The 15,322-nt window shown below is 64.7% G+C and carries 19 protein-coding genes; 9 read left to right on the forward strand and 10 right to left on the reverse strand.

The annotated features are described in order from the left end of the window. The first annotated feature begins 11 nt into the window (after positions 1-11). From KPL81_RS02825 to KPL81_RS02850, 6 genes are all read left to right on the forward strand, one after another. Positions 12-431 carry a VOC family protein gene (locus tag KPL81_RS02825; protein ID WP_219790601.1) on the forward strand — a complete coding sequence of 140 codons (420 nt, stop codon included), beginning with the start codon at positions 12-14 and terminating at the stop codon, positions 429-431. A 32-nt stretch (positions 432-463) separates the two neighbouring features. Continuing rightward, on the forward strand, positions 464-934 hold the full coding sequence (locus tag KPL81_RS02830) for an anthrone oxygenase family protein (RefSeq protein WP_219790602.1): 471 nt from the start codon (positions 464-466) through the stop codon (positions 932-934). Between the two features lie 121 nt (positions 935-1,055). After that, complete coding sequence (locus KPL81_RS02835) at positions 1,056-1,538, forward strand: YbaK/EbsC family protein (RefSeq protein ID WP_219790603.1); 483 nt, start codon at positions 1,056-1,058, stop codon at positions 1,536-1,538. Between the two features lie 97 nt (positions 1,539-1,635). Then, entirely contained in the window at positions 1,636-3,027 is a 1,392-nt protein-coding gene (locus KPL81_RS02840; RefSeq protein ID WP_219790604.1) for a YfcC family protein, read from the forward strand. 8 nt (positions 3,028-3,035) lie between these two features. Then, on the forward strand, positions 3,036-3,737 hold the full coding sequence (locus KPL81_RS02845; protein ID WP_219790605.1) for a DUF1028 domain-containing protein: 702 nt from the start codon (positions 3,036-3,038) through the stop codon (positions 3,735-3,737). Between the two features lie 15 nt (positions 3,738-3,752). Beyond that, on the forward strand, positions 3,753-5,012 hold the full coding sequence (locus KPL81_RS02850; protein WP_219790606.1) for a M20 family metallo-hydrolase: 1,260 nt from the start codon (positions 3,753-3,755) through the stop codon (positions 5,010-5,012). A gap of 19 nt (positions 5,013-5,031) precedes the next feature. Here the strand turns inward: KPL81_RS02850 and KPL81_RS02855 are convergent, their stop codons facing one another. From KPL81_RS02855 to KPL81_RS02870, 4 genes are all read right to left on the reverse strand, one after another. Then, positions 5,032-5,778: a FadR/GntR family transcriptional regulator gene (locus KPL81_RS02855; protein WP_219790607.1), complete on the reverse strand. Its 747-nt coding sequence runs from the start codon at positions 5,776-5,778 to the stop codon at positions 5,032-5,034. Positions 5,779-5,867: 89 nt separating this feature from the next. Continuing rightward, the gene (locus tag KPL81_RS02860) at positions 5,868-6,848 is read right to left on the reverse strand and encodes a lysylphosphatidylglycerol synthase domain-containing protein (protein WP_219790608.1); all 981 of its coding nucleotides are present in this window, start codon (positions 6,846-6,848) and stop codon (positions 5,868-5,870) included. Positions 6,849-6,866: 18 nt separating this feature from the next. Beyond that, complete coding sequence (clsB, locus tag KPL81_RS02865; protein WP_219790609.1) at positions 6,867-8,066, reverse strand: cardiolipin synthase ClsB; 1,200 nt, start codon at positions 8,064-8,066, stop codon at positions 6,867-6,869. Then, positions 8,063-8,881, reverse strand: coding sequence for an endonuclease/exonuclease/phosphatase family protein (locus KPL81_RS02870; RefSeq protein ID WP_422674093.1), 819 nt, complete (start codon positions 8,879-8,881; stop codon positions 8,063-8,065). The genes clsB and KPL81_RS02870 overlap by 4 nt, the downstream gene beginning before the upstream one ends. A 143-nt stretch (positions 8,882-9,024) precedes the next feature. Between KPL81_RS02870 and KPL81_RS02875 the strand changes: the two genes are divergently transcribed. Continuing rightward, a complete protein-coding gene (locus KPL81_RS02875) occupies positions 9,025-9,237 on the forward strand; it encodes a DUF3820 family protein (RefSeq protein WP_219790610.1) in 213 nt (70 codons plus the stop codon). Here KPL81_RS02875 and KPL81_RS02880 read toward each other — a convergent pair. From KPL81_RS02880 to KPL81_RS02900, 5 genes are all read right to left on the reverse strand, one after another. Further along, positions 9,232-9,588, reverse strand: coding sequence for a hypothetical protein (locus KPL81_RS02880; RefSeq protein ID WP_219790611.1), 357 nt, complete (start codon positions 9,586-9,588; stop codon positions 9,232-9,234). The two genes, KPL81_RS02875 and KPL81_RS02880, sit on opposite strands and share 6 nt — an antisense overlap. Then, positions 9,585-10,877: a M20/M25/M40 family metallo-hydrolase gene (locus tag KPL81_RS02885; protein WP_219790612.1), complete on the reverse strand. Its 1,293-nt coding sequence runs from the start codon at positions 10,875-10,877 to the stop codon at positions 9,585-9,587. Before KPL81_RS02885 ends, KPL81_RS02880 begins: the two co-directional genes overlap by 4 nt. 175 nt (positions 10,878-11,052) lie before the next feature. Then, positions 11,053-11,508 (reverse strand): PRC-barrel domain-containing protein, encoded by a 456-nt coding sequence (locus KPL81_RS02890; protein WP_219790613.1) that lies wholly within the window; start codon positions 11,506-11,508, stop codon positions 11,053-11,055. Continuing rightward, positions 11,505-12,005 carry a DUF3618 domain-containing protein gene (locus tag KPL81_RS02895; RefSeq protein WP_219790614.1) on the reverse strand — a complete coding sequence of 167 codons (501 nt, stop codon included), beginning with the start codon at positions 12,003-12,005 and terminating at the stop codon, positions 11,505-11,507. The genes KPL81_RS02890 and KPL81_RS02895 overlap by 4 nt, the downstream gene beginning before the upstream one ends. A gap of 100 nt (positions 12,006-12,105) precedes the next feature. After that, positions 12,106-12,432, reverse strand: coding sequence for a thioredoxin family protein (locus KPL81_RS02900; protein ID WP_209473875.1), 327 nt, complete (start codon positions 12,430-12,432; stop codon positions 12,106-12,108). A gap of 155 nt (positions 12,433-12,587) precedes the next feature. Here KPL81_RS02900 and KPL81_RS02905 point away from each other — a divergent pair, with 155 nt between their 5' ends. Then, complete coding sequence (locus KPL81_RS02905) at positions 12,588-13,364, forward strand: DUF1499 domain-containing protein (RefSeq protein WP_219790615.1); 777 nt, start codon at positions 12,588-12,590, stop codon at positions 13,362-13,364. A gap of 113 nt (positions 13,365-13,477) precedes the next feature. Here KPL81_RS02905 and blaOXA read toward each other — a convergent pair whose 3' ends face one another. Next, positions 13,478-14,266 (reverse strand): class D beta-lactamase, encoded by a 789-nt coding sequence (gene blaOXA, locus KPL81_RS02910; RefSeq protein ID WP_219790810.1) that lies wholly within the window; start codon positions 14,264-14,266, stop codon positions 13,478-13,480. A 161-nt stretch (positions 14,267-14,427) separates the two neighbouring features. Between blaOXA and KPL81_RS02915 the strand changes: the two genes are divergently transcribed. Beyond that, positions 14,428-15,321, forward strand: a complete 894-nt coding sequence (locus tag KPL81_RS02915) for a LysR family transcriptional regulator (protein WP_219790616.1) — start codon at positions 14,428-14,430, stop codon at positions 15,319-15,321. Position 15,322: the final 1 nt, after the last annotated feature.

The raw sequence follows: 15,322 nt of genomic DNA on the forward strand, positions 1-15,322 counted from the left end.
GGAGTTTGCTTATGTCGCGCATGATCTTCGTAAACCTGCCCGTTGCCGACCTCACGAAGTCGATGGCGTTCTACGAATCGCAGGGCTTTACCAATAATCCGCATTTCACCGACGAGACTGCGGCGTGCATGGTATTGAGCGAGACGATCCACGTGATGCTGCTCACCCACGCCAAGTGGCGCACCTTCACCGACCGCCCGATTCCGCCGGCCGATACCAGCGAGGTAATGCTCGCCCTCTCGTGTGAGAGCCGCGTGGCGGTAGATGCCATGTGCGAGGCAGCTTCAGCCAATGGCGGCACGGCGGATATCAACCCGCCACAGGATCATGGCTTCATGTACGGTCGTGCGCTGGCGGACCCCGACGGTCACGTCTGGGAGTCTTTCTGGATGGACCCAGCGGCCATTCCGTCGGATGCAGCTGCAAACTGACAGGAGCGCTACAACCCAAAGAGGCAGAACGCATGCTGACGTTGATCCTGTGGTTTTCCGCCATCGGCTGTGGCCTCGTCGCCGGGCTCTACTTCGCTTTCTCAGGCTTTATCATGCGAGCCCTTGGCCGCATCGACCTAGGAGCCGGCATCAACGCCATGAACGCGATCAACAAGGTCATCCTCGGCTCCTTGTTCATGCCTCTGTTCTTCGGCACGACGCTCGCCAGCGCTGTGCTAGCCGCCCTCGCCCTGTTGCGCTGGGACGAGCCGAGCGCAGCGCTGATGTTCACGGGCGGGCTGGTCTACGTGGTTGGCATGTTCGGCGTCACGCTGGCTTTCAATGTGCCCCTCAACAATGAGCTGGCCAGCGCTGCCGAAGTTGATGATGCAACAGCCGTCTGGTCGCGCTACCTGAAGCATTGGACGCTCTGGAACCATGTGCGTACGGTCGCCTCGACGATCGCTTTCAGTTGCTTCATCGCGGCGCTGCTGGCGGTCTGAGCCAGAAGTCGAGCCGTGGGTAGATACCACTCGCCTTGCACGCTTCAGGCACACCACGGCTGCCCCAACGGGCGATGGCGCGTTAAGCTGGTCGTCTTGCCATTTCCCGAGGAGAGAACCGATGAGCCTTGAGAGCGTGCGGACCTTTCTTGCCGAGCATGCACCCGATCTTGAAATCATCGAACTCGAGGCCAGCACTTCCACCGTGGCGCTGGCCGCCGAGGCCCATGGTGTCGCCCCTGGGCAGATTGCCAAGACTCTCGCTTTTCGGGTCGGTGAGCGCCAGGTGCTGGTCGTGGCCGGCGGCGATGCGCGCTTCGATAATCGCAAGCTGCGCGCCACCTTCGGTGCCAAGGCCAAGATGCTCGATGCCGAGACGGTGCTGGCACTGACCGGCCATCCGGTGGGAGGGGTCTGTCCGTTCGGCCTGGCCAAGCCGCTGCCGATCTATTGCGACGCTTCGCTCATGTCTTATGACGAGGTGCTGCCCGCTGCCGGCTCGCTCAACAGTGCGGTACGTATCGCACCGGAGCGCTTGGGTAAGTTGGTCGGCGCCGAATGGGTCGATGTCTGCACGCTGCCGGAGCCAGCCGAGAGCGACTGAGCCCGTCCCGTTCCTTGACCCGCCAATTTATCATGATAAATTTCATGGTATGCGTCGGTACTCCCCTCGCCGGCGCCCGGCGAACAAGGACAACGACATGAGTACAACCGAGCAGGCGCTGACACAGCGCAATAAGAAGTGGTACCAGACGGTACCCGACCCCATGGTTCTGATCTTCATGATCCTGCTGGCCACCTACGCCCTCACCTTCGTGGTGCCGGCAGGTGAATACGAGCGGGTCGAGCAGGACGGCCGCACCCGCGTGGTGCCCGAGTCCTTCGAATACCTTCCCGATGTGGGCGTCATCTCGCCCTTCGATATCTTCGTGGCGGTCCCACGTGGCCTCAACGAGGCATCGCTCTATCTGTTCATCGTGTTCATCGCCGGCGGCCTGTTTCATATCCTGCAGCGCACCGGTGCCCTGGAAAATGCCATCGGCGTGGCGGTGAACCGAGCCGGTGTCGAGCGACGCAACATCATCATCACCGCCGGCACCTTCATCTACGGCTTCTTCGGCGTGGCCGTGGGCTTCGAGAACAACATTGCCCTGGTGCCCATCGCTGTTCTGATCGCCAGCGCCATCGGCTGCTCCAGTCTGGTCGGTACCACCATGGCCGTCGGCGGCATCGGCATTGGCTTCGCGCTGTCGCCGATCAACCCCTATACCGTGGGTGTGGCACAGGGGATCGCCGAACTCCTCACCTTCTCGGGCGCCTGGCTGCGCACCCTGCTGGTAGTCTCCTCGCTGGCCCTGCTCTCGCTCTACATCTGCAAGTGGGTGGTCAGAATGGATTTCGAGGAGCCGGATAACACCAAGGCCATGACCAAGTCGCTGGATGAATACCGCCTGACCCGGCAGAACAAGCTGACCCTGGGCGTGTTCATCCTCGGCCTGGCAGCCATGCTGGTGGGCGTGTTCACCCAGGGCTGGTACATCAACGAAATCGCCGGCATGTTTCTGCTGATGGCCATCGTGATCGGTATCGTCAACGGGCTTTCGGCCAACGAGATCGTCAAGCAGATGATGGAAGGTGCCTCCAAGGTCACGCCCGGCGCCCTGGTAATCGGCCTGGCAGCTTCCATTCAGGTGATTCTCAGCCAGGCCCAGATCATCGATACCATCGTGCATGGGCTGAGCGGCCTGATCGAGGGAATCCCCGGCGCCATGTCGGCGATCATGGCCAGCGTGGTGCAGGGGGCGATCAACCTCTTCGTGCCTTCCGGCTCCGGTCAGGCCCTGGTCACCATGCCGATCCTGATCCCGGTGGCGGATCTGGTGGGCATGAGCCGCCAGTTGATGATCACTGCCTTTCAGGTGGGCGATGGCCTGACCAACCTGATCGTGCCCACCTCCGGCGGTACCCTGGCCATGCTGGCCCTGGGGCGGGTCTCCTACGTGAAATGGCTGAAGGCCATCCTGCCCTTCATGGTGCTGGTTTATGTCCTGGCCTGGCTCGGTCTGGTCATTGGCCACTACGTCGGCTACTGAGCCGTCTCATGACCTTGTCACTCATCCACGTGCAGCCGGCAACCGGCACGGTTGCCGCGCTGACTGCCACCGGCGGGGTGGCGGTGGGCGGCTATGTGCACCACGCCTGGCGGGGGCTGGGCGCCTGCGCCACCCAGGGGCTGGCGACCCATCCCTGGTATCCCGAGGGTGTCCGCCATGCGCTCGAGCGAGGACATACGGCACAGGCGGCACTCGATCAGGTGACCCGGCCGGACGGCGGCGCAGCAAGGCGCCAGTGTCTGGTGATGGATGCCAGCGGTCAGGCGGCGCTGCATTCCGGTGACGACAACATCGCAGTGGTGGCCGCCGAGCTGCGCCCGACGGTGGCCGCGGCCGGCAACATGCTGGCCGACGAACAGGTCGTGGGAAAACTGCTGCAAACCTTCCTGACGCTGACCTGCGCCAACCCCGACGAGGCCTGGACACAGGCAGCCGCCCCGCGCTACCGCAGCGGCTACGAAAACCACCTGCTGGAGACCTTGGTCGAGAGCCTGGAGGCAGCGCTACTGGCCGGTGGCGACAAGCGCGGTACGCGCTCGGCCGCCCTGCGCATCGAGTCCTTCGATGCGGCCCCCATCGACCTCCGCGTGGACTGGGACGAGGAACCCGCCCGGGCGCTTCGAACCTTGGCAGGGCACGTACGCGACCCGGCGTTCGCTGCCTTCCTCGCCTCGCTTCCCACGCGTTGATTCAAGGAGATATGCATGTCCGATACCACGATGCAGGCGGCACTCGGCCAACAGCTGATGGCGCGGCTGGACGACGCTGCACGCCACTCCCAGCCCGGCCCTGGCGTCACGCGGCTGTTCTGCTCCGACGAGCACCGGGCGGTGCTGGAACTAATCGCCGACTGGATGCGCCAGGCCGGACTGAGTCCCGAACTCGATGCCTCCGGCAATCTGGTGGGGCGCAATGAGCGAGCCCGGCAGGGCGAAAGGACCCTGATCATGGGCTCGCACCAGGATACGGTAGCCGAAGGCGGCAAGTACGATGGCATGCTGGGTGTTGCCCTGCCGCTGCAAGCCCTGCAGGCGCTCAAGGAAGCCGGCACCGAGTTGCCCTATGGTGTCGAGGTGGTGGCCTTCGGCGACGAGGAAGGCACCCGTTTCCAGTCGACCCTGATCGGCAGCCGGGCCCTGGCCGGCACCTTCGACCCCGAGAGCCTGAACGCACGCGACGCCGATGGCGTGACGCTCGGCGAGGCCCTCAAGGCCTTCGGCGGCAACCCGCAAGAGATCCCCCATTTGGCACGCAGGCCCGAAGCGGTCATCGGCTTCGTCGAGGTGCACATCGAGCAGGGCCCGGTGCTGGAACAGCGCGACCATGCGCTGGGTGTCGTCACCGCGCTGACCGGAATCGAGCGCCACCGCATGGTCGTGATGGGCAAGGCCGGCCACGCCGGCACCACGCCGATGCCGGGCCGTCGCGACGCCCTGGTCGGCGCCGCCGAGATGGTGGTGGAAGCGGACAGGATACTGAACGCCACCGACGATCTGGTTGGCGTGGTCGGCAAGCTGGAGGTACGGCCCAACGCCGTGAACGTGATTCCCGCCGAGGTGAACTTCACGCTGGAGCTGCGCTCGCCCCATACCGGGTTACGCGAGCAGGGTCGCAGGGAAGTTCTGGAAGCCTGCCAGCGGCTTGCCCAAGCGCGCGGGCTCGAGTTGTCGAGCGAGCGCACCTACCAGGCCGAGGGTGTCGACTGCGCCGATTGGCTGGTCGAGGCCCTGGAACAGGCATGCCGAGGCTGCGAGGAGCCCGCCGAGCGCATGTTCAGCGGTGCCGGCCACGACGGCCTGGCCATGCACGGCCTGACCGACATCGGCATGCTCTTCGTGCGCTGCCGGGACGGCCTGAGCCATCACCCGGACGAAGCCATCAGTGTGGAAGATGCCGGGCGCGCTACCCAGGTGCTGATGCGCTTTCTCACCGACCTGGGTAAGGATGCACGCAGCAGGCGCTGACAGCGAGCCGGGCACGCCGTCAGTCGGTCAGGAAACCACGTCGCACCTGGGCCTCGTTGTCGTTCATCACCGCCTGGGCCGAGAGCATGTGCTCGCGCATCAGCTCACGCGCCAGCTCGGCGTCCCCGGCCTCGATGGCGTCCAGCAGCCGAGCGTGATACTGGCAACCGGTGGGGCCGATCTGGTGATCGCCCGGCTCGTAGAGCCGCCGATAGACGGTAAGGTCGGAGAGCACCTGCACGGTGAAGCGAATGATGAAAGACAGCAGAGGATTGCCCCCGGCCAGTTCCGCCAGCATCTCGTGAAAACGCAGCGAATCGATGTGCTGCTGGCGTTCGGTCTCCATGTCGGGGGCCGGCGTGGCGTAGCTGTGCAGGCTTGCGCGCAGCCGGGCCAGGTCGGCGGCGCCGACCCTGCCGGCCAGCGACGCGGCGAGCTCCGGCTCGAGCGCCACGCGGATCTGATAGATGTCGCGGATCGAGATGTCCTGGAAGTAGAAGTAATGGCTGAGCAGCGACGTCGCCTTCGCCTCGCTCATCTTGCATACGAAGACGCCGCCGCCTGGGCCGGTACGCGTCACTACCAGGCCCTGTGCTTCGAGTACGCGGGTACTTTCCCGAATGGTGCCCTTGGACACGCCAAGGGTTTCCATCAGCTCGGCCTCGCTGGGCAGACGGTCTCCCGGCATCAGCTGGCGATCCACGATCCAGCCCTTGATGGTATCCGCGACGTGATAGGGTAAGCGACGCGATGCAGAACCCGCCATTTCTTCTCTCATGCCAACATCAGGATGCCAAGGGTAAGCCATTCGCCGTCAAGCGAACAGATCGTCCCGCCGATCCGCCCCTGGCGATGTCATCCATGCTGACTGACCTCTTCCCGCTTTCGTTGCCGACCCTTTCGTTCCAGCAGCAGGTAGACCACGCACGCCACCGTCAGGGGCAGCAGGAAATAGAGGGCGCGATAGGCGATCAGCGCGGCAAGAATCTCGCTCTTGGCAATCTGGTGCTGCAACAGCGCCAGGAACACCGCTTCCAGCACACCGAGACCCGCGGGAATGTGGGTAACCACCCCCGCGATGGAGCTGATCAGCAGGATGCCGAGCACGCTGGGAAAGAACATTCCCGACGGCAGCAGCAGATAGATCAGCGCGGCCATCAGGGTCCAGTTTGCCGCACCCAGCAGCGCCTGCATCAATGCCAGCCTGAGCGGGGGCAGCACGATCTCGTGGCCCCGCACGTGCCAGACGCGGCGCCGGGAAAAGCGACAGGCAGCCAGGTAGGCGAAGGAAAGCGCCAGGAGTCCGACGCCGATGAGCTGCAGGCCCGCGGCGCCGATTTGCCAGGACGGCGGCAGGCCGAGCAGCCGAAAGGAAAATACCGTGCCGGCAAGCAGCATGTAGCCCAGCCAGTTGGCGATCAGGCTCACGCTGAGGATGCGTGTCACGGTGCTCACGCCGAGGCCCAGTCGAGTGTAGAGGCGGTAGCGCATCGCCAGGCCGCCCACCCAGGCTCCCAGGTTCAGGTTGAAGGCGTAGCACACGAAGGCCACCAGCAGGACACGCGGGGCTGACAGTAAGTGGCCGGTGTATCGCTTGCCCAACAGGTCGTAGCTGCTGAACACGGCGTGGCTGGCCACGGTTATGCCCGCTCCTGCCAGCAGCAGCAAGGGACTATAGCCACGCAGCGTCTCGAGGACCTGGGTCCAGTCGACATTGCGGGCCAACGAAAACAGCAGCACCGCGACCAGCACGAAGAAGACCAGCGTGGCCCCCCGCTTCAGCCAGCGACGCCAGGTGCGGGATGGCTTGAGCCTGTCGATGTCGGAAACCTTCATGGCGTTACCTCGCTGGCCTCAATGCAGGGCGCGCTGCTTCGAGTGCTCCTTCGGCGTCAGCGGCTCGAGCCGAGGCGTATGGCCAGGGCTCCAGCCTGCGCTGAGGGGAAAGTGGCGCAGGAAGTGGAAGCTCACGAACATCAGCGGGGCGCGCCACCAGCGCCCCTTCTCCGCGGCCTCGGGGGTGATCAATCGGCAACTGTTCTCGATCAGCTCGGTCAGGTGTTCGCGGATCTGCCGATTGAGGCCGGCATCGTGGATGAACAGGTTGGCCTCGAGATTCAGCGACAGGCTGAGCGGATCGAGGTTGCTCGACCCCACCGTCGCCCAGTCGTCGTCGGCAATGGCGATCTTGCCGTGCAGGGGATGCTCCTGGTACTCGTAGATGCGAATGCCATCCTTGAGCAAGTAGCTGTACAGCGAACTGGAAAACATCCGTGCCCAGGGCATGTCGGGGCGCCCCTGGAGAATGAGCGTCACCTCGACTCCTCTCCGCGAGGCGTTACGCAGCTCACGCCAGAGATGGTAACTCGGGAAGAAGTAGGCATTGGCGATCAGCAGCCGCGACTTGGCCGTTCGGATCGCCTCCAGGTAGTGGTCCTCGATGTCGGTACGATGCTGGTCGTTATCGCGAATGGCCAGGCGCATGGCAGCCTCCCCGTGGGGAGAGGTCTCGACGAGCCGGTGGGGCAGCCCCTCGACCGCCTGGTGTTCCAGCAGCAGTGCCGTGGCGGCGCGACGGATATCCGCGACGATCGGCCCACGTACGCGAATACCGTAATCCTGCTTGCCCATGGTGTACTTCTCGGGCAGGTGGTCCCAGCCGAAGTTGATCCCGCTAATGTAGGCGACTTCGCCGTCCACCACCACGATCTTGCGATGCAGGCGGCGAAACAGGTTGGTGCGCATCCCCAGGCGGCGGGGGCGAGGATCGTAGATGTGCATGTTCACGCCGGCCTCGGTCAGCTCGGCAATGTAGTCGTCGCCCAGGTCGGCCGTGCCGTAGCCATCGACAGTAACCTCGATGCGAACCTCCCGAGCCGCGGCCTCGAGCAGGGCCTCCTTGAGCGCCCGACCGACCTCATCGTCGAAGATGATGAATGTCTCGATCAGGATTTCCCGGCGCGCTGTACGAATCGCCTCGAACACGTCGGGAAAATACTCGCTTCCATTGATCAACAGCTCGGCTTGATTGCCTTCCTTCCATTGGAATTTCACAGGCCTATCTCTGCTATGAGTGGAACATGATCGGAGAGATGCGACCACGGCTTGCGATAGAGGGCTTTCGGATTCCGGCAGGTGGCGCTGCGGACGTAGATACGGTCCAGGCGCAGCAGGGGCCAGTGAGCCGGAAACGTCTTTGCCGGGCGCCCCTGGCAGTTCGCGAATGCCTCTTGCAAGCCGCATTCGGCCAGCACGCCGTCGGCCTTGAGGCGCCAGTCGTTGAAGTCACCGGCAACGATCACAGCCTCGTCACTGGGCAGTGAGTCCATCAGCTCGCAAAGCAGACGCATCTGCTGCAGGCGATGCTTGTGGCGCAGGCCGAGATGGACGCAAATGGCATGCACCGTCGCTTGCCCCGGAACCGCCAGCCGGCAATGGAGGAGGCCTCGCCTCTCGGTGCCGTGAATGGAGACATCCCTGTTTTCGTACTCGCGGATTGGATAGTGTGACAGCAGGGCGTTGCCGTGATCGCCGTCGGGGTAGACGGCATTGCGGCCATAGGCGAAGTCGGGCCACATGCTATCGGCCAGGTACTCGTACTGCGGCACGCCCGGCCAGTCACGGTAGCGCAGGGAATGCTTACGGTGCTCGCCGTGCACCTCCTGCAGAAACACCAGATCGGCCGAGAGGGTCGTGACGGCATCACGCAGCTCCGGCAGGATATGACGCCGGTTGAATACGTTGAATCCCTTGTGCACATTGAGCGTCATCACCCGCAGCGACCTCACGGGCGCTGCCTGCTGGAGTTCCTGTCGCGGCTTCCCTTCCGTCACACTCACTGCCGACATCCTTTTCCCGCGTTTTGACATGGCGCATTCGGCCATCCGGTCAAAGAAAGCGTAGCAGTTGAAGCGACGACAAGCGTAAGGCCGGCGGGCCGTTCACTGTGACTTGCCCCTGCCTGGGTTTGTTGGTTGGATACGAATCGGTGAACCGACGCGGGAGTGAGCGAGTGAAGCCCGAAGACTTGGAAAAGCTGGTTATCCGCAGAATGCCGTTCGGCAAGTACGAAGGCCGGCTGATCGCCGACCTGCCGGGGCCCTACCTCAACTGGTTCGCCCGCGAGGGTTTCCCGTCCGGCGAGATCGGCGAACTGCTGCACCTGATGCATGAGATCGACCACAACGGTCTCGGCACCCTGCTCGATCCACTGCGCCGGTCATGAGCCCGGGGCGGCGGGCAGCCGCTCGGCCAGCGCCCGCTGGAACTCCTCGCGGTGCGCCTCGGCATGCCGGGCCGGGTCGGCGGGGAATCGGCCCAGTTGCACGGCCAGTTCGAAGAAGCCCGGCGCCGGCAGGCCATCGCGCTGGCTGACCACCAAGGCGGCGACGAACGGCCGGCCCCGCTCGGCATCCTCGCGCATCAACGCTTCGAGCGCCTGGGTCACGCGCTGGATGGTGCGCGGCGGGGTGAGCCCCAGCGCCTCTGCGAGCTGCCGGTAGGTCATCGGCAGCGCCGATGACGGGGTCGCCTCGAGCAGGCGGCGAACCGGCGCGGCCAGCAGGAGAGCGGTCATGAGGGGTGCTTCTGTTGAACGTCCCGTTGCTGGCGCCTGTCGCTCTGGTTGTCCTCGGGCTTTGCCGAGCCCCGATGTACCAAGCGTTCCGCCTGGTCGAGCCGCGGGTGGTTGTCGAGGAACTCGCGGTGCGGATCGGGCAGCGCATCCAGCGTCTGGAGCGTGTGTGCGAGTACGTGGATGGCGGCCAGCACGTCCTGGGTGTTGCCGGTCTCCGAGATGGTGTGCATGTTGCGGATCGGGAAGCCGATGGAGGTGGCGGCGCAATCCACCGCAGCGAGTACGCCGGCCATGCCGTCGGTACCGGTATCGGCGCCGACGATGTCGCGCTGCATGGGAATACCATGCGCCCGGGCGGTGCGCTCGACGATGGCGTTGAGCTGCTCGCTGGCGATGGCCCCAACCGACAGGGTGAAGCCCTTGCCCATCTCGAGCGGTTGCATGCGTTGCTCGCCGATGCCGGGCGCTGCCACGTAGTCGTGGTTGACATCGACGCCGATGATCACGTCGGGCCTGAGTTCGCCGGCCAGTACGCGGCTGCCGAAGCGACCGATCTCCTCGTAGCTGGCAATGGCGAACAGCACGCGTACCTTCTCGGTGCCGCCCGCTTCGGCAATCAGCCGCGCCACTTCGGCGGTGACGAAGCAACCCAGCCCATTGTCCAGGTAGGCGCCGTAGAAGGTGTCGGGACTGAAGCCGTGACGGATGGGACGGTCGAAGATGATCGGGTCACCGGGGCGCACGCCGAGATTGAGCACCTGCTGCTTCTTGTTCTCGCCGTGGATCTGCAGGTCGAGGTAGATCTGCTCCTTCTTGATGCCCTTGCTGCCTTCACGCTGCGCGGCGTCGGAGAAGTGGATGGCGCCCAGCGCCTCCACGGTGCCGCCCTGGATGATACGGTAGCGCCCCGCAGCCTCGGGGTCCTCGCTGAACAGCTTGACCTCATGGCCGACCAGCACGTTGGGCAGGAAGGCATCGGTGTTGATCCATATCTTGCCGTCATCACCGATGCTGCGTACCTGCATGCGAATCTTGTCGGCATGGCCGATGATCATCACCTTGAACAGGTCGTCGCGGTCCGGGTGGGTGTCCCACACCACGCCAGCATGCCCCTTGTACTGGTGCATGCGCCACCCCGACGGCGCAAAGCTCTCGAAATGGGGCTTGAGCACGCCATAGGTCATGGCACCCTCCAGCCCCACGGGGCTGGGGGCATCCAGAATGCGCCGCATCAGGGTGAACTGCGTCTCCGGCATGGGCTCGGCCCAGGGCGTGTGCGTCTCGCTCATGTGGCTTCCTTTCTCGAATCGTTTGGATATCAGCGTAGTTTGCCAGATGTCACGAAGCCTGGCCTGGCGGGTCAGTCGCATCGCGGCCACTTCGACGATGCAGTGCGAAGACAAGGCCAGGCGGCCTTGCCTTCGCTGTCACGGCTCGCGGTGCCCTTGCGCCATGGGGAAGGACTCAGCGCTGCATTGCCTCGGACAAGGTCATGCCGCCATCGACGTGGCTATAGCGATCCTCGTCGTAATCGGTGCCTAGGGCATCGAGTTTTTCCTTACCTATGTGCTCCTGTAGTACCAGTCGCTCACTTTCGAGCTTCATGTCGGCCAGGGGCAGAGCGACGTCGGAGCCACCAAAAATCCAGAAACCGTTCACCGTGACGAGGGCATGCAGGCCGCCAGCAACGTCATGACGCAGCACGTTGCGGACTTCGCCGAGCGTTTCGCCTTCGGCGTTGACGATGGTCATGCCTTCGATGTCATCGGGCGTCAGGTCAGCGAGGCTGGGATCCAACGAGACACTTGCCGGCCCCCTCTCCTCGAAGCCAGCCTGTGCGCTTTCCGCTTCGGCCTGCACGCCGCCAACGAGACCGGCATAGAGAGCACCGGTGGCAATGGCCAGCAAGGCCTTGTTCATGACACGTCCCCCTTGGACGGATGGACGTAGCCTTGCCAGCCCTGGCCGGTGCCAAGGTGCGTGGCTTCGCCGATCACATCCGGCCGATGCGTCGAGACGTGATTTCGTCCCTGCTGGGTACCGAGGTGGGTGGCCACCATGCGCTGCGGCGCCTCCTGCAGGGTCGGCAGCGTCGTGCCTCGCGGCATCGGCAGACCAGCCCCTTCTTCGCGCCCATGTCCCGCGGAGCGAGATCGCAGTTGAGAGGTTATCAGCCAACCCAGGCCGACACCGGTCACCAGCACGGGCAGGGGGTTCTGGCGAATCGAATGCCCCAGTCCAGCCAGGAAGCTTGGCTCCTCGCCATGACGCCTGGGTAGGTGTGCCGATACGTCCCGCTTGAGTCGAGCCGGTGAAAGACGCTGCTCGAGTTCATGAAGAGTGTCGCTGAGATGGGCGCGGGATTGACGAATGTCTGTCTCGAGTTCGTCTACCCGACGCGGCTGATAACGGCTCATGTCACGCCTCCTTGGCTTCACCGTTGACAATGTTTCCCTGAATGCAAGCTGGCCCCGGGAACCGGAATCGTCAAGTCGATCGCGAAACCGCCCGGCTACTTCAGGCCGCCACTCGCTCGAGGGTCTGTTGGATGGCTTCACCGCTGGCAGGACGCACCAGCCGCGCCACCTCCTCACCGTCCTGCAGAAAAACCAGCGTCGGCCATAGCTTGACGCGAAACGCTCGTCCCAGGCGTCGGCCCGGGCCATCCTCGATCTTGAGGTGATGCACGTCGTGGTGCCGCGACAACGCTTCCTCGAGGCCGGGTTGGGCCATCTGACAGAAGCCGCACCAGGGGGTACCAAACTCGAGCACGGTGACACCGGCAAGGGAGCGCACCTGCTCGAGACTGGGGGCCGGCACCATGTATTCAGCCTGCATGGTCATGCTTCGTCCTCCTCGGCCGCGCTAATTCCATGCCTGAGGAGAACGATAGCAGCCGCCGGCTCCGGTGAGGCGTTGCAAAATGCAACACAGGAGTCGGCAGGCCGGTACCGCGCGGATATGCTAAAGGGATCGTTCTAGCGCTAGCGGAGGAAGCCATGTCCGTACTGAATCGCCAACGTCGCCAGCGCGGCGGGCGATGGCCATCACGCATCGCCGGGTTCAGCCTCTTGCTACTGGTGGCGGCCGCGCTGGGGCTGGCCGGTGCCGGGCCGGCCTATCGGCTGGACCTGTTGACACTGGGTGGTGCCTTCAACCTGCTGAGATTGGGCGCCCTGCTCGGCCTGGGCGCCATCGCGGTCGCCCTGCTGGCACTGCTGGTGGCGCTACTGTGTCGCCGCAAGGGGGTCGCCTGGATGTCGCTAGTCACGCTGGCGGCGACCATCGCCCTGCTGGCGGTTCCCTGGATGTACTGGCAGCGCGCCCAGTCGGCGCCGCCGATCCACGACATCACCACCGACCTGGAAAACCCGCCCGAATTCGTCGCCCTGGCCCCTGCACGCGAGGCCGCCCCCAACGCCGTCGACTATCCCGGCGAATCGTTCGCGCGCCGTCAGCGCAACGCCTATCCCGATATCCAGTCACGCCACTTTCCCCTGCCCCTGGCAACCGTGCGCGCCGCCGCCGAGGCCGCCGTGCTGGACATGGGCTGGGAGATCGCCGAAATCAGCATCGGCGCCGTTGATACCATCGAGGCCACTGCCACCACGACCTGGTTCGGTTTTCAGGATGACGTGGTGGTACGGCTGACCCAGGAGTCCGACGGCATACGGGTCGATGTCCGCTCGGCCTCGCGCCTGGGGCGCGGTGATGCGGGCACCAACGCTCAACGGATTCGCGATTACTTCGAGGCGCTGCAACGACGCACCGGTTGACGACCCCACTCGACCGCCAACCGGCAAGGACACCTGTGCGTGGGCCCCGACCGACGAAACGAACACCGAGTGGCTCCCGGCCAGCCCGAGTGGCCGGCCGGGGCCCGGTTGCGTCATGCTTCGGGCGGAAGCGCCTCAATGGTGCGCAGCGCTTCGCCGACGATGCCCTGGCGCTTGGGCAAGTCGGCCATGCGGTTGGGCGTTTCCATGTTGAGGGCGAAGAACACCGGGCCGGTGGGGCGTTCCACCCAGCCCACCCACCAGCCGAGCTGACCGGTCCAGCCGGTCTTGCCGCGCAGGATCCAGTCGTTGCCGGCGCCGACGATCATCAGGTCCTTGACCAGCCGCTGATCCGCCTCGTCGAACGGCAGCTCGTTGCGGTAGAGCCGCTCGAGGAAGGCAATCTGCTCCTCGGCGGAGATTTCCAGCAAGTCCTCCTCCAGCCAGAAGTGCTCGAGGCGGTCGCCGATATCGGCATTGCCGTAGTCGAGCCTCTCCAGGTAGTCGCGCTCGCGCTCCTCGCCCAGCTCACGGGCGAAGTGCTGGTAGAGCCAAACCACCGAGTTGCGCATGCCTGAACGCAGATCCTGATCGCCGTTCCACGGTGGGAACTCTCGCTCGATCCCGTCCCAGGCGAAGACCTGGAACTCGTTCTTCACCACGCCGGCATCCAGGGCGAACAGGGTGTGGGGAATCTTGAAGGTGGACGCCGGTACGAAGCGTTGCCGGGCCCGTTCGCCGTCATGTACCAGCGTGGCGGTGGTGCCGTCGCGCTTGTCGACCACCAGCAGCGTGCCGCTGGCCTCGTTGGCACGGAAGATTTCGCCCCAATCGGCACGTTCCTGCCAGGTTTCGGCCGCGGCGCTCAAGGGCATCAGCGCCAGCAACAGGGCACCGGCCATCAATGTTTTTAAGGGTGTCGTTTTCAGGATCATGGTTCCTTCCACTCGTCATGGTTAGGGCATTCAGGGGTGGGCGACGCGTCGGATGGCAGATTAGCGGGATGGCATCCAAGGCCACAAACCATGATATCTTGCATGAGCCATAAACTGAGTTTGGGCTTATGACGAGACCTTACCTGCCGCTGAATGCGCTGCGCGCCTTCGAGGCCTCGGCCCGGCACTTGAGCTTCACCCGCGCCGCCGACGAGCTGAACGTGACCCAGGCGGCGGTGAGCCATCAGGTCAAGCTGTTGGAGGAGCGTCTGGGCACGGCGCTGTTCAAGCGCCTGCCGCGCGGGCTAATGATCACCGCAGAAGGCGAGGCGCTACTGCCGGTGATGCGGGACGCCTTCGACCGCATGGCAGACATGCTGGAGCGGCTCGAGGGCGGCAAGGTACGCGACATTCTCAACGTCGGGGCGGTGGGCACGTTTGCCGTGGGCTGGCTGCTGCCGCGCCTGGCTCGGTTTCAGGCCAGCCATCCTCAGATCGAGGTGCGCCTGTCGACCCACAACAATCGAGTCGACATGGCCATCGAGGGGTTGGACGGTGCCATTCGCTTCGGCGACGGCGCCTGGCACGGCCTCGAGGCACAGCGGCTGTTCGCTGCGCCGCTCTCCCCCTTGTGTGCGCCGCGCCTGGCGGCCTCCCTCGAGACACCGGCGGACCTGGCCCGCCATTCTCTACTGCGCTCCTATCGCGAGAACGAGTGGCCGCACTGGTTTGCCGCCGCCGGCGTGTCACGGCCACCAGCACGCACCCACGGCGTGACGTTCGACTCTTCGCTGGCGATGATGGAGGCTGCGGTTCAAGGGGCGGGGGTAGCCCTCGCCCCGCCACGCATGTTCGCCCGCCAGCTGGGCAGCGGTGAGATCGTTCAGCCGTTCGAGATCCACGCCGCGCTCGGCAGCTACTGGCTCACCCGGCTCAAGTCGCGCCCACCAGGCTTCGCCATGCAGGCGTTCGAGACGTGGCTGTTCGACGAGGTGCGCCTGGCCTACGGCGAAGCGGCTTGAA

The sequence above is a fragment of the Billgrantia antri genome, from assembly GCF_019430905.1.
Taxonomy (GTDB): domain Bacteria; phylum Pseudomonadota; class Gammaproteobacteria; order Pseudomonadales; family Halomonadaceae; genus Halomonas; species Halomonas antri.

Coding starts and splice junctions, on each gene's coding strand:
- KPL81_RS02825 (WP_219790601.1), top strand. CDS start 12: ATGTCGCGCATGATCTTCGTAAACCTGCCCGTTGCCGACCTCACGAAG.
- KPL81_RS02830 (WP_219790602.1), top strand. CDS start 464: ATGCTGACGTTGATCCTGTGGTTTTCCGCCATCGGCTGTGGCCTCGTC.
- KPL81_RS02835 (WP_219790603.1), top strand. CDS start 1,056: ATGAGCCTTGAGAGCGTGCGGACCTTTCTTGCCGAGCATGCACCCGAT.
- KPL81_RS02840 (WP_219790604.1), top strand. CDS start 1,636: ATGAGTACAACCGAGCAGGCGCTGACACAGCGCAATAAGAAGTGGTAC.
- KPL81_RS02845 (WP_219790605.1), top strand. CDS start 3,036: ATGACCTTGTCACTCATCCACGTGCAGCCGGCAACCGGCACGGTTGCC.
- KPL81_RS02850 (WP_219790606.1), top strand. CDS start 3,753: ATGTCCGATACCACGATGCAGGCGGCACTCGGCCAACAGCTGATGGCG.
- KPL81_RS02855 (WP_219790607.1), bottom strand. CDS start 5,778: ATGGCGGGTTCTGCATCGCGTCGCTTACCCTATCACGTCGCGGATACC.
- KPL81_RS02860 (WP_219790608.1), bottom strand. CDS start 6,848: ATGAAGGTTTCCGACATCGACAGGCTCAAGCCATCCCGCACCTGGCGT.
- KPL81_RS02870 (WP_422674093.1), bottom strand. CDS start 8,881: ATGTCAAAACGCGGGAAAAGGATGTCGGCAGTGAGTGTGACGGAAGGG.
- KPL81_RS02880 (WP_219790611.1), bottom strand. CDS start 9,588: ATGACCGCTCTCCTGCTGGCCGCGCCGGTTCGCCGCCTGCTCGAGGCG.
- KPL81_RS02885 (WP_219790612.1), bottom strand. CDS start 10,877: ATGAGCGAGACGCACACGCCCTGGGCCGAGCCCATGCCGGAGACGCAG.
- KPL81_RS02890 (WP_219790613.1), bottom strand. CDS start 11,508: ATGAACAAGGCCTTGCTGGCCATTGCCACCGGTGCTCTCTATGCCGGT.
- KPL81_RS02895 (WP_219790614.1), bottom strand. CDS start 12,005: ATGAGCCGTTATCAGCCGCGTCGGGTAGACGAACTCGAGACAGACATT.
- KPL81_RS02900 (WP_209473875.1), bottom strand. CDS start 12,432: ATGACCATGCAGGCTGAATACATGGTGCCGGCCCCCAGTCTCGAGCAG.
- KPL81_RS02905 (WP_219790615.1), top strand. CDS start 12,588: ATGTCCGTACTGAATCGCCAACGTCGCCAGCGCGGCGGGCGATGGCCA.
- blaOXA (WP_219790810.1), bottom strand. CDS start 14,266: ATGGCCGGTGCCCTGTTGCTGGCGCTGATGCCCTTGAGCGCCGCGGCC.
- KPL81_RS02915 (WP_219790616.1), top strand. CDS start 14,428: ATGACGAGACCTTACCTGCCGCTGAATGCGCTGCGCGCCTTCGAGGCC.